Source organism: Geothrix sp. PMB-07, assembly GCF_030758935.1.
In the GTDB taxonomy this organism is placed as follows: domain Bacteria; phylum Acidobacteriota; class Holophagae; order Holophagales; family Holophagaceae; genus Geothrix.
The window spans coordinates 2,289,186-2,300,874 of the sequence record NZ_CP132333.1 but is presented as its reverse complement, the minus strand read 5'-3'; the positions used below and the strand labels follow the sequence as shown (position 1 = coordinate 2,300,874).

Here is an 11,689-nt window from a genome sequence, read left to right as displayed (position 1 = left end):
GACATCGCGATCAGAGCGAGTAGGTGGTCCCCCCCGGATCATGTCAGTGCTGGCGGGTGATGAAGGGTTCGACACCGCGGTCCTTCAGGAGTTTGGCGATCTGTTCGGCGGCCTGCTCGGCGTCTTGGCGGGTGGTGTAGCTGCCCACACGAACGCGCTTCACGGCCTGACCATTGCGAGCCACGGCACTTTGCAGAGACACCACGCCGAAGGTGTTTTCAAGTTCGCGTGTAAGTGCATCGATGTTTTTGGGATCCGAAAGCGAGGCCACCTGTACAACAAAGGGGTCGGCCTGGGAGGCAGCGGGATCGAGGGCGGTGGGAAGGCCCATGGCATCCACCGAACGCAGCCTGACACGGGAAGTGCCATGGCCGAGGATGCCCAGATCCTGGGCGCCCCGCTTGGAGAGATCAAGAATCCGCCCCTTGATGAACGGCCCTCGATCATTCACCCGGAGGACCGCACGCCGGTGGTTGTCGAGGTTCTCAACCTCCACGAAGCTGCCCAAGGGGAGGGTGCGATGGGCGCAGGTGTACTGCTCGGGGTCGAAAATTTCCCCGCTGGCAGTCGGTCGGCCAGCGAATCCATCATCATTGCCGCCGTACCAGCTGGCCATGCCCTCTTCCACATAGGCCTGGGCACCCAGGCTTGTGCCGCCACTGCGCGAGGTGTTCGTGGCGGGCGTGTAGGCCGGGGGGCGGGTGCAGTGGAGGGTGAAGCTGAGGATGACCAGACCGGCGACCCGGGGCGTGCTCCAGCGCATCAGGCGCAGGAAGCCGCCCTTGCCAGGCTCCACCGGGACTGGAGGGTCGAAGGCGATGTGGATCTCGTGGATCCACGACGCACAGGCCTGACTCCAATTGGTGGGGTGAAAGGGGGACAGCATCGGACTCCACAAAGATCAGTTGGTTCTATTAAATGAACCATCTCGTATACATATTAAGTATGAACGAGATTAGACCTTTTGTAAAGGAGCGGTCATGCGAATAGGCATATACCCTGTGGTTGTTCTATTTGCAAAAAGCTATTGACGGTCGGGAATCTGGGCAGCCCGGAAGGGTTTCGGACGGTTCCCCTCGGCCAGGAAGGGTGGGGGCAGCTTCTTGGCCGCGGCCCGGGCCGCGGCTTCGGAACCATAGGAGCCGAAGAAGATCTGGTAACAGGTGCGGCCATCCCGCATGACCATGGGGACCAGGAACAGGTCAGGGTCCTGGGTCTTGAGCAGGTCCGCGGCATGCTGGACGGTGTTGGTCTGGCAGGCGATCTCCAGCCGGAGGGTCCAGCGGCCCTGGATGGCCTTGCGCTGGGCGCTGCCCTGGGCCACCGCGCGCTTCATGTCACCTTGAACGATGGCCTGGAGGCGCTCTCCACGCGAGGGCGTGGCGGCTGGTTCCGGTTTAGGTGGTGGGGGCGTGGGCTTGGCAGGTGCTGGGGGGGCTGACTTGGCAGGTTCAGGTGCGGTCCGCTTGGTCTCCGGTTTGGACTCGGGCTTGGGCTCAGGCTTCGGTTCAGGCGTTTTCTCTGACTCAGGTGCGGGTTTGACCGTCTCCGGGTTTGGCGGAGCAGGGGAAGGCTGAACGGCGACGACAGGTTTGGGGCTGGGTTTGATCAGTGAGGCAGTTTCAGGGGCTTTGGGGATAGGAGCAGTGGACCGGTGCCGACGCAGCCAACTGATGCCGGCCCAGGAACCCACCGCCAAAGCCAGCAGGGCCGCCAGGATCAAGACCGCTTTGGAAGGTTTGGCCCCATCGGCCTCTGCCTTGGGCGGCTCCAGGGTTTCGGTGGTTCCCTCCGCCTCGTGGGAGATGGGCAGCGCTGGTTCGGCCGGGAGGAAGGGGTGGGCCCCGGGTTCGGGAGCGGGCGTGGGAGGGAAGGGGTCCTCCAGTTCGTCTTCTGGGCCCAACTGGTCCAGGGCCTCGGACAGGTGCTCCAGGTTGGTGGTGGGGTGCTGGCTGGCGTGGATCTCGGCGAAAAGGGAAGGCTGGGGCGCCGGAGCGGGATCGGGGAGAGCGGGGGTGGTTTGGGCTGGTTCTGGTGGATCCAGGGCCAGCTCCAGGGCCCGCCGGTCCAGGGGGGGGAGCTCGTGGAGCCGGGCCCAGCCCATTTCCCGGAGGAACAAGATGAAAGCTCCCAGCCGGAAGGGCTCCACCGCCGTTTCGCGGCTCAGCTCCATCAGGGTGCGGCTGCCATCCAGCATGGCGGGCAGCTTGGCCAGATCCGGCGGCAGGTTCAGTTCCTGGTGGCGGCGGCCCTCCAGAACCACCACCTGGTTGAGGGGGCCGAGTTCCTCCAGCACCCGCTCCCGGTCCACCAGGTTCAGCACCCCGGACAGCAGCATGGCGGCGGTGTCGAAAGGCAGGCGGACGGTGGTGGCATCGAGATCCTTCTCCTCGAAGACCGGCACTTGATCGGTATTGGCCATGCAGGCCCAAACCACTCGCTCCACCTGGGCACGGGCCACGTCCAGCAGGTCGCGCTGGGTGATGAAGCCCATTTCGATGAGGTTCTTGCCGATGGACATGGCCGGGTTGAGGCTGGCCATGGCGTAGTCCAGCTGGGCCTGGGTGATCTTTCCGCGCTCCACCAGCAGGTGGGTCAGGCGGTCCAGGGGGTGGGTGCTGGCGGCGAAGACGATATCGCCCGCCTCCATGAACACGGTCCGGTTGAGCTCCTGGCCCAGCCGCCACAGGCCTGTGGCGCGCGCCCGGTGCCGGGCGAAGAGATCCTTGAGGGCCGGAAGGCTCATGTGACCACCCATCGCTCGAGCTTGAGTTTGCCTACCTTCACCAACAGCGATTGTCCGGGCTGCAGGGCCAGACGCAGGGAGGCATCACCGACCTTCTGCCCATCCAGGCTCACGGCGCCCTGGCTGATGAGCCGGTCGGCCTCCTTGCGGCTGGCGGCCAGCCCACGGTCCACCAGCAGGCGGGACAGCTGGACCTCGCCCTCCGTGGCGGCGACCGCCACCTCGGGGGCCTGCTCCTGGCTGCGCTCCGAGAAGCGTTTGATCCAGCGTTCCTCGGCCTCCTGGCCGGCGGCCGGGCCGTGGAAATCAGCCACGATCTGGCGGGCCAGTGCCTTCTTGGCGTCCATGGGGTGGCCCTGTTTGAGGGCTTCGATGGCTGCGGGGAGCTTGTCTGTCAGCAGCAGATACCAGTCCCACATGAGGCTGTCGCTCACGCTCATGGCCTTGCCGAACTGGGTGTCTGGATCCTCCATGAAGCCGATGTAGTTGCCGAGCGACTTGGACATCTTCTCGACGCCGTCCAGGCCCAGCAGCAGCGGTACCGTGAGGACCACCTGGGGCTTCTGGCCCGAGGCCTCCTGGAGGATGCGGCCCTGCATGAGGTTGAACAGCTGGTCGTTGCCGCCCAGTTCCACGTCCGCCTGGAGGGCCACGGAATCATAGGCCTGCGTGAGGGGGTAGAGCAGTTCGTGCAGGGCGATGGGCTCGCGGGCTTCCATGCGCTTGGCGAAATCGTTGCGCTCCAGCATCTGGGCCACGGTGAACCGTGAGGCCAGGCGGATCCACCCTTCGCCCACCATGCTGCCCAGCCACTCGCTGTTGAAGCGGACCTTGGTCTTTTCTGGATCGAGAATCTTGAAGACCTGCGCCTTGTAGGTTTCGGCGTTGGCCAGCACCTCTTCCCGGGTGAGGGGCGGGCGAGTGGCCTTCTTGCCCGTGGGGTCGCCGATGAGGCCCGTGAAATCGCCGATGAGGAAGGTCACTTCATGGCCCAGCTTCTGGAACTGCGCCATTTTGCGGATGAGCACACCGTGGCCCAGATGCAGGTCCGGGGCCGTGGGATCAAAGCCCGCCTTGATCCGCAGGGGGCGGCCTTCCTTGAGCCTCGCTTCCAATTGCTCGATTTTGTGGCAGGTCACCGTGCCCTTCGTGAGCAGGGCCAGGGCATCAGATACGGATCCAGAAGCTGCAGTCATAACTGCATCTTGGCGGAAAAACCGCGCAGGCTCAATGCGGAAGGGCTAGCGAACGTCCAGTTCGAGCACGTGCCGGGGGCCGGTGTCTCCGGGCAGGCGGGCCCGGTCGAAGGTGACGCAGACGGCCCGGCCCTCCTTGGGACTCCAGCCCACTTCCACCCGACCGCCGTAGTTCTTGTTCATGCGCAGGCCGTGGTGCTCCATGAGCTCCGGCGTCAGTTCAGGCGTGGGGGCCAGGTCCTTCCGCCAGCCTTCAGCGGCCTCCAGGAAGGCTTTTTCAGTGGGCCAGGTCTTGGCCAGTTCCGGATTGGCGGTGTACAGGGCCTGACAGCCGGCCGGGGTTCGCAGCTGATTCACCACGGCCCGGAAGTCCTCCCATTCGGGCTTCATCTTGTCGATGGCGAAGCCCAGCACCTGCTTCTTGAAGCCTTCGGGATCCTTCTTGACCTTGTTGACGAAGAAGGCACCCGCCCCCACGCAGGTGACAACCGCGAGGAGGAAGGCCACCCCGCAGCCCATGGTGATCTTCACCCAGAGGGGCATGCCCGTCTTGACGGGAACGCCCTGACCGCCGTTATCCCAGGAAGAATCAGCCATGGCAGGCTCCTAGAGGAGGTTGCTCGCCAGCTCGGCCAGCTTGCTGCGCTCGCCCTTCTGCAGGGTGACGTGGCCGGAGATGTCGAGGTGCTTGAAGTGTTCGGCCAGGAAGCTGAGGCCGTTGGTGCTGGCATCCACATAGGGGTTGTCGATCTGGTGCGGATCGCCGGTGAAGATCACCTTGGTGCCTTCGCCCGCACGGGTGAGGATGGTCTTTACCTCGTGGGGCGTGAGGTTCTGGGCTTCGTCCACCACCAGATACTGCTTGGGGATGCTGCGGCCGCGGATGTAGGTGAGGGGCTCGACGCTGAGATACCCGGCCTCTTCCAGCTGGCCCGCGGTCATGGTGGTGCGCTTCCGGGCTTCGGTGTTGGCCCCCACGATGAACTCGAGGTTGTCGTAGATGGGCTGCATGTAGGGCCGCAATTTTTCGCTGATGTCGCCCGGCAGGTAACCCAGGTCGCGGCCCATGGGCATGACGGGACGGCTCACCAGGATCTTGTCGTAGGATTCGTCATCCACCACCTGCTGCAGCCCGGCGGCGATGGCCAGCAGGGTCTTGCCGGTGCCCGCCTTGCCCAGGAGCGTGACCACCTGCACCGTGGGATCCAGCAGAAGTTCAAGCGCGAACTGCTGCTCACGGTTGCGGGGCTTGATGCCCCAGGGATAGGACTCCATGCGCCGCAGGGGGCGCAGCAGGCCCTCAGCAGCCATGAACCGGGCCAGGGCCGTGTGGCTGGGATTGGTCTGGTCCACCAGGGTCAGATACTGGTTGGGGAAGAGGGACAGTTCCGCGTCCGGCTTCAGGCCGCCGTCGTAGAGCAGGTCGATCTTGGTGGGCTCCACCTCCCAGGTCTTGTGGCCGGTGTAGAGCTCATCCATCTCCACGCGGTCGGTGGTGTAGTCCTCGGCCTGGACGCCGATGGCATCGGCCTTGATGCGGAGGTTCGTGTCCTTGGAGACCAGGACCACGCGGTCCTTGCAGGTGTGCAGCAGCTCCCGGGCGCAGGCCAGAATCTGGTTGTCGGCCTTGTGCTTGTCCGCGGACAGGATGCCGATGTCGAGGTTGTGGGCGGCCACGTCCACCTTGAGCGTGCCACCGCCGCCCAGGGGGACGCCCCGGCTGAGGCTGCCGGTGGCGCGCAGCTTGTCCAGCAGGCGGGAGACCGTGCGCGCGTTGCGGCCAACCTCGGTCTGATCCTTTTTGAAATGGTCGACTTCCTCGATCACCACGATGGGCAGCACCACATCGTGTTCCTGGAAGTGGAGGATGGAATTCGGATCGTGCAGGAGGACGTTCGTATCCAGGACGAAGACTTTCTTGCTGGATGGTGGGACCAAATCAAACCTCCAGGGATGGAGGCACCCTACCACCAAGCGCGCCCCCTTGCACGGCTAGGCTTGAGCACCCGGTGGTGGGAAGATGGCTCCCCGTCAGGAGATCATCCAATGAGGATCCTTCCCATGGTCATCGCCCTTGGAACCGCCCTTTCGGCCCAGACGCCCCTGAGCTACCCCGTCACCCGCAAAGCCGATGTGGTGGAAGACTTCTTCGGCACCAAGGTGGCCGATCCCTACCGCTGGCTGGAGGACGACAACAGCGCGGAGACCAAGGCCTGGGTGGAGGCCCAGAACAAGGTCACCTTCGGCTATCTGGAGCAGATTCCAGGCCGGGCCAAAATCCAGGCGAGGCTCACGAAGCTCTGGGATTTTGAAAAATTCAGCGCCCCTTTCAAGCGCGGCAAGCGCTATTTCTATTCCTACAACACCGGCCTGCAGAACCAATCCGTGCTCTTCGTCAGCGACGATCCCAAGGCCAAGGGGCGCGTGCTGCTGGATCCCAACACTTTGAGCCAGGACGGCACCGTGGCCCTCAGCGGGATCAGCCTCACGCTGGATGGCCGCCTCATGGCCTATTCCGTGTCCGTGGCGGGCTCCGACTGGCAGACCTGGAAAGTTCACGACGTGGCCACCGGCCAGGATCTGCCCGATGAAATCCGCTGGTCCAAGGCCAGCGGCGCCTCCTGGCTGAAGGATGGCAGCGGCTTCTTCTACAGCCGCTACGAGGCCCCCAAGGAGGGCGGGGCGCTGACCGGCGTGAACAACAACCACCAGCTCTGCTTCCACCGACTGGGCACGCCTCAGAGTGCGGATGAACTGGTCTACCAGAGGACTGATCAGCCTGAGTGGTACCTGGGCGGCAGTGTCACCGACGATGGCCGCTGGCTGGTGATCTCCTGCGGCAAGGGCACCAATCCGGAAAGCAGCCTCTTCCTCAAGGACCTGAGCCAGCCCGGCGCTGCTGTGGAACCCCTCCTCGACAAGATGGACGCGGCCTACGGCATCGTCGACAATGAGGGCGACCTGTTCTACGTCAGCACGAACCAGGGCGCGCCCCGCAACCGCCTGGTGGCCATCCGCCGTGGCCAGACCGAGCCTTCCCAGTGGAAGGAGATCATCCCCCAGGCCAAGGGCAAGGATGTGCTGGAGTCGGTCTCCCTGGTGGGAGGCCGCTTCATCGCCACCTGGATGCGCGATGCCCACTCCGCTGTCGAGTTCTACGATCTGAAGGGTCGGAAGACAGGCGACCTCGCCTTGCCCGCCCTGGGCACAGCAGGCGGCTTTGGCGGGCGCCGCGAGGATACGGAAACCTTCTACACCTTCGGCAGCTTCGCCTATCCGGGCACCATCTATCGCCTGGATTTGAAAACGGGGAAGAGCAGCGTCTTCCGCGAACCGAAAGTGGCTTTCAAACCCGCGGATTTCGAGGTGAAGCAGGTCTTCTACCCCAGCAAGGACGGCACGAAGATCCCCATGTTCCTTGTGCACAAGAAGGGCCTGAAGCTGGCCGGCCAGAATCCCACCTTGCTTTACGGGTACGGCGGCTTCAACGTCTCGCTGACGCCCTGGTTCTCCGTCTCCACCATGGTCTGGCTGGAGATGGGCGGCGTCTATGCCCTGGCCAATCTGCGGGGCGGCGGGGAGTACGGCCTGGAGTGGTACGACGCGGGCCGGAAGGAGAAGAAGCAGAACGTCTTCGACGATTTCATCTCGGCTGCCGAGTGGCTCATCGCGCAGAAAGTGACTTCCACCCCGAAGCTGGCCATCAACGGCGGCAGCAACGGCGGCTTGCTCATCGGCGCCTGCCTCACCCAGCGGCCCGATTTGTTTGGTGCGGCGGTGCCTGAAGTGGGTGTCATGGACATGCTGCGCTTCCACAAATTCACCCTGGGCTGGGGCTGGAAGAGTGATTACGGCAGCAGTGAAACGAAGGAGGATTTCGAGACTCTCATGAGGTATTCGCCCCTGCACACCATCAAACCCGGCGTGACGTATCCGCCCACCCTCGTCACCACGGGGGATCACGATGACCGTGTGGTGCCCGCCCACAGCCACAAGTTCACGGCCACCCTCCAGGCCGCCCAGGCGGGGCCCGCGCCCATCCTCACCCGCATCGAGACCAGCGCAGGCCATGGCGCGGGCAAGCCCACGGCCAAGCAGATCGCCGAACGGGCCGATGTGCTGGCCTTTTTGGTGAAGCACCTGGGCCTGAAACCCTGAGGGCCGAAGCGGGAAAACCTTGGCAGCCTAGTCTAACGAGGTATCCTGGGGAACCGCTGTCCTCAGGAGGAACCTTCATGCCTTTCCCCTTGCCCCGCCTCTGTCTCACGGCCCTGGCCGCCACCGTTCTCAGCGCACAGACGCCCATCCCCTATCCCGCCACCCGCAAAGCCGATGTGGTCGACGACTACTTCGGCACCAAGGTGGCCGACCCCTACCGCTGGCTGGAGGATGATCACAGCGCTGAAACCAAGGCCTGGGTGGAAGCCCAGAACAAGGTGACCGAGGCCTACCTGTCAGGCATCCCCGAGCGGAAGATCATCGAGGCCCGCATCACCAAGCTGTGGAACTACGAGAAGTACGGCGCCCCCAGCAAGCATGGGAAGTTCTACATCTACTCCTACAACTCCGGGCTGCAGAACCAGGCCGTGATCTACCTGACCGAGCGCCTGGAGGAGAAGGGCCGGGTGTTCTTCGATCCCAATACCCTGAGCACAGATGGCACGGTGGCCCTGGGCGGCATGCGCTTCAGCGAGCAGGGCGAATACGTGGCCTACAACCTGTCCAAGGGCGGCTCCGACGTGAGCACCTGGAAGGTGCGCAACGTGGCTACGGGTGTCGATTTGCCCGATGCGCTTCCCGCGGGTCGCCTGGCTGTGAACAGCTGGGCCAAGGATGCCAGCGGCTTCTACTACACGGACTATCCGAAAGTGGAGGCGGGCAAGGCCCTCACTGCCGTCTACAAAAATCAGAAGCTCTTCTTCCACAAGCTGGGCGATCCCGTCGAGAAGGATGTGGTGGTTTATGAACGCCCCGACCAGCCTGACTGGGGTTTTGGCGCAGGCATCACCGATGATGGGCGTTGGCTGATCATCTCCCAGAGCCAGGGCACCGAGCGCAAGAACCGGGTGTTCCTGAAGGACCTGAAGCAGCCGGGCAGCCCCGTGAAGCCCCTCTTCGACAAGTACGACGGTTCGTACCGCATCATCGGCAACGATGGCGACACCTTCTATGTCCACACGGATGCCGGCGCGCCGCGCCATCGCCTGGTGGCTGTGGATCTCAAACACCCCGAGCCCGCCGCCTGGAAGGATCTGATCCCCGAGGGCAAGGGCAGGGATGTCCTCTCCGCCGTGGATCTGTTCGGCAACACCTTCGCCGTGACCTGGAAGATCGACGCCCTGAACGTGGTGAAGCTCTACGACCTGAAAGGCAAGTTCCTGAAAGAGATCCAGCCCGAGGGCCTGGGCAACCTCAGCGGCTTCAGCGGCCGCCGCGAGGATACAGAAACCTTCTACACCTTCACCTCGTACAACCAGCCCCCGACCCTCTACCGTTACGACCTGAAGACCGGCACCAGCACCGTCTTCCGGCAGCCCAAGGTGGACATCCGGCCCGCTGACTACGAAGTGAAGGAAGTCTTCTACCCGAGCAAGGACGGCACCAAGGTGCCCCTGTTCCTGGCCTACAAGAAGGGCCTGAAGCTGGATGGCGCCAACCCCACGCTGCTCTATGCCTACGGCGGCTTCAACATTCCCCAGGCTCCTGGCTACTCACCCATCGCCCAGGTCTGGATGGAGATGGGCGGCGTGTATGCCGTGGCCTGCCTCCGGGGCGGCAGCGAGTACGGCAAGGACTGGTGGGAAGCCGGCAAGCGCGAAAAGAAGCAGAACGTCTTCGACGATTTCATCGCCGCGGGCGAGTGGCTCATCAAGGAGAAATACACCAGCACCCCCAAGCTGGCCATCCAGGGCGGCTCCAATGGCGGCCTGCTGGTGGGCGCCTGCATGACTCAGCGCCCTGATCTCTTCGGCGCCTGTCTGCCCGCCGTCGGTGTCATGGACATGCTCCGCTATCACAAGTTCACCATCGGCTGGATGTGGAAGAGCGACTACATGTCCAGCGACACCCCGGAAGGCTTCGCCAACCTGATCAAGTACTCGCCGCTGCACACCCTGAAGCCCGGCGTGAAGTATCCGCCCACCCTGGTGACCACCGGCGATCATGACGACCGCGTGGTGCCCGCTCACAGCCACAAGTTCATCGCCACCCTCCAGGCCGATCAGGCTGGACCGGCGCCCGTCCTCACCCGCATCGAGACCAACGCAGGCCATGGCGCCGGCAAGCCCACCGCCAAGCTCATCGCCGAGCGGGCCGACCTCTGGGCCTTCCTGGTGAAGAACCTGGGCATGAAACTGCCCGCCGGGTTCGGCCAGTAGTTGATTCCCAAGGCCTCCCAGGGCAAACTGGAGGGCCAGCGCCAACTTAGCTCAGCTGGTAGAGCAGCTGATTCGTAATCAGCAGGTCGCAGGTTCGAATCCTGTAGTTGGCTCCACACTTAGGCCCCTTTGCAGGGGCCTTTTTTTGGGGTTTGACGGAGTTTTGACGGAGGCCCACCAAGTGGGGGGGGGCAAAGGGTCGCGTTTGGAGCGCGACCCTTTGGGATTCCACCAGCTCCTATGCTTCCCTGGGCCGCCCGCCACGCTGCGTTGCCCAGGTGAGGCCTACAAGGGGGGGTCAAAGGGTCGCATTTTAAATGTGACCCTTTGGGATTCCAGCAGGTTCTGTGCTTCCCTATGGCCACCAGGCCGCCCCGCTGCGCCGCCCAGGTGAGGCCACGCCGGGGGTGCACCGGAGCCGGAAGCACGGCCTCCACCCTTGACCAGGTGCTGCGCGAGCAACGAACCCAGGAAGGGAGGCCTCCACCAGGTCGTGGGCTGCAGCGTGGCCACCAGGCCGCCCCGCTGCGCTGCCCAGGTGAGGACGGTGCAGGGGGGATCCGGGGCCATGGAGCGCGGCCTGCATCCTTGACCGGGTGGGACGTGAGCTGCGATCTGAGGTCCTGGCCTCAAAGTGTGGCTTTTGCTCATTTTTGAGCGGAAGTTCCGGAGCCGTCCTTCCAAAGATCCGGCAGCTTGGGTCCGGTTCTTCCCCGTGGACACCAGGCCGCCCCGCTGCGCTGCGCTGCCCAGGTGAGGCCGGGGGCCGTGGAGCACGGCGTGCACCCTTGGCCACCTGGATTTCAAATCCGCTTGGTGAGTGCCTGGTACCCGATGACAGCGCTAGGCCCTGAACTGATCTGGATATTTCTCAGAAAGGCGAACCATCACTGCTTGGTGCTCTGCCATTACTGTTTCGATCTTTCTTGCCACATCAATGGGTAGCCGGTAATGACCAGGCGTTTTCTCAGGTTCCCCTTGGGAACTGAGCTTCACGTACTGCGCCTTTAGGCTGCACATCAAGGCAATATCTGGGTCATCACTCAATGGCTGACGAATGTTGTCCGGTGGGTTTTTGGGCAGGTGATCCTTCCGGCGCGGAACGAAAAGAATTCGCTCCTCCTCAAATCCCGGGCGCTGAGGGGTGATGTCCACCAGGATGCCCGATGGTTTTTCCCAGACGGAGTGATATTCAGCCTCAAGAAGCAATCCCGGGATCTCCCATAGGTGCCACCCAAGCACGATCCGGCCACCCTTCTTCTTCACCATGGTGGCCACATTGGGAAAACACTCCGCCTGAACTGCCCAATCAGCCACTTGGACCAAAATGTATCGAGGGGTACCACTTAAAAATTTGCCCCCACAAAAGG

At 63.6% G+C, this 11,689-nt stretch carries 8 protein-coding genes and 1 tRNA gene; 3 read left to right on the top strand and 6 right to left on the bottom strand.

The window, feature by feature from the left end; genetic code table 11:
- Nucleotides 1-43 precede the first annotated feature (43 nt).
- The 5 genes from Q9293_RS10225 to Q9293_RS10205 form a co-directional block, all read right to left on the bottom strand.
- The gene (locus tag Q9293_RS10225; RefSeq protein ID WP_306246085.1) at nt 44-886 is read right to left on the bottom strand and encodes a septal ring lytic transglycosylase RlpA family protein; all 843 of its coding nucleotides are present in this window, start codon (nt 884-886) and stop codon (nt 44-46) included.
- A gap of 138 nt (nt 887-1,024) precedes the next feature.
- Entirely contained in the window at nt 1,025-2,746 is a 1,722-nt protein-coding gene (locus Q9293_RS10220) for a DUF4388 domain-containing protein (protein ID WP_306246083.1), read from the bottom strand.
- Nucleotides 2,743-3,942 (bottom strand): tyrosine--tRNA ligase, encoded by a 1,200-nt coding sequence (gene tyrS / locus Q9293_RS10215; RefSeq protein ID WP_306246081.1) that lies wholly within the window; start codon nt 3,940-3,942, stop codon nt 2,743-2,745. Before tyrS ends, Q9293_RS10220 begins: the two co-directional genes overlap by 4 nt.
- 45 nt (nt 3,943-3,987) lie before the next feature.
- Nucleotides 3,988-4,539, bottom strand: coding sequence for a hypothetical protein (locus Q9293_RS10210; RefSeq protein ID WP_306246079.1), 552 nt, complete (start codon nt 4,537-4,539; stop codon nt 3,988-3,990).
- 9 nt (nt 4,540-4,548) lie between these two features.
- Nucleotides 4,549-5,880: a PhoH family protein gene (locus tag Q9293_RS10205; protein WP_306246077.1), complete on the bottom strand. Its 1,332-nt coding sequence runs from the start codon at nt 5,878-5,880 to the stop codon at nt 4,549-4,551.
- A 108-nt stretch (nt 5,881-5,988) separates the two neighbouring features.
- Between Q9293_RS10205 and Q9293_RS10200 the strand changes: the two genes are divergently transcribed.
- The 3 genes from Q9293_RS10200 to Q9293_RS10190 all read left to right on the top strand — a co-directional run bounded on the left by Q9293_RS10200 (nt 5,989) and on the right by Q9293_RS10190 (nt 10,435).
- The gene (locus Q9293_RS10200; protein ID WP_306246075.1) at nt 5,989-8,100 is read left to right on the top strand and encodes a prolyl oligopeptidase family protein; all 2,112 of its coding nucleotides are present in this window, start codon (nt 5,989-5,991) and stop codon (nt 8,098-8,100) included.
- Between the two features lie 77 nt (nt 8,101-8,177).
- The gene (locus Q9293_RS10195; RefSeq protein ID WP_306246072.1) at nt 8,178-10,319 is read left to right on the top strand and encodes a prolyl oligopeptidase family protein; all 2,142 of its coding nucleotides are present in this window, start codon (nt 8,178-8,180) and stop codon (nt 10,317-10,319) included.
- A 40-nt stretch (nt 10,320-10,359) separates the two neighbouring features.
- Nucleotides 10,360-10,435 (top strand) — tRNA-Thr (locus Q9293_RS10190).
- A 727-nt stretch (nt 10,436-11,162) separates the two neighbouring features.
- Here Q9293_RS10190 and Q9293_RS10185 read toward each other — a convergent pair.
- Nucleotides 11,163-11,588 (bottom strand): hypothetical protein, encoded by a 426-nt coding sequence (locus Q9293_RS10185; RefSeq protein ID WP_306246070.1) that lies wholly within the window; start codon nt 11,586-11,588, stop codon nt 11,163-11,165.
- Between the last annotated feature and the right edge of the window lie 101 nt (nt 11,589-11,689).

What these genes read in the sequence shown, in the direction of transcription:
- Q9293_RS10200 (WP_306246075.1), top strand. Translation starts at nt 5,989, where the DNA reads ATGAGGATCCTTCCCATGGTCATCGCCCTTGGAACCGCCCTTTCGGCC.
- Q9293_RS10195 (WP_306246072.1), top strand. Translation starts at nt 8,178, where the DNA reads ATGCCTTTCCCCTTGCCCCGCCTCTGTCTCACGGCCCTGGCCGCCACC.
- Q9293_RS10220 (WP_306246083.1), bottom strand. Translation starts at nt 2,746, where the DNA reads ATGAGCCTTCCGGCCCTCAAGGATCTCTTCGCCCGGCACCGGGCGCGC.
- tyrS (WP_306246081.1), bottom strand. Translation starts at nt 3,942, where the DNA reads ATGACTGCAGCTTCTGGATCCGTATCTGATGCCCTGGCCCTGCTCACG.
- Q9293_RS10225 (WP_306246085.1), bottom strand. Translation starts at nt 886, where the DNA reads ATGCTGTCCCCCTTTCACCCCACCAATTGGAGTCAGGCCTGTGCGTCG.
- Q9293_RS10185 (WP_306246070.1), bottom strand. Translation starts at nt 11,588, where the DNA reads ATGGTGAAGAAGAAGGGTGGCCGGATCGTGCTTGGGTGGCACCTATGG.
- Q9293_RS10210 (WP_306246079.1), bottom strand. Translation starts at nt 4,539, where the DNA reads ATGGCTGATTCTTCCTGGGATAACGGCGGTCAGGGCGTTCCCGTCAAG.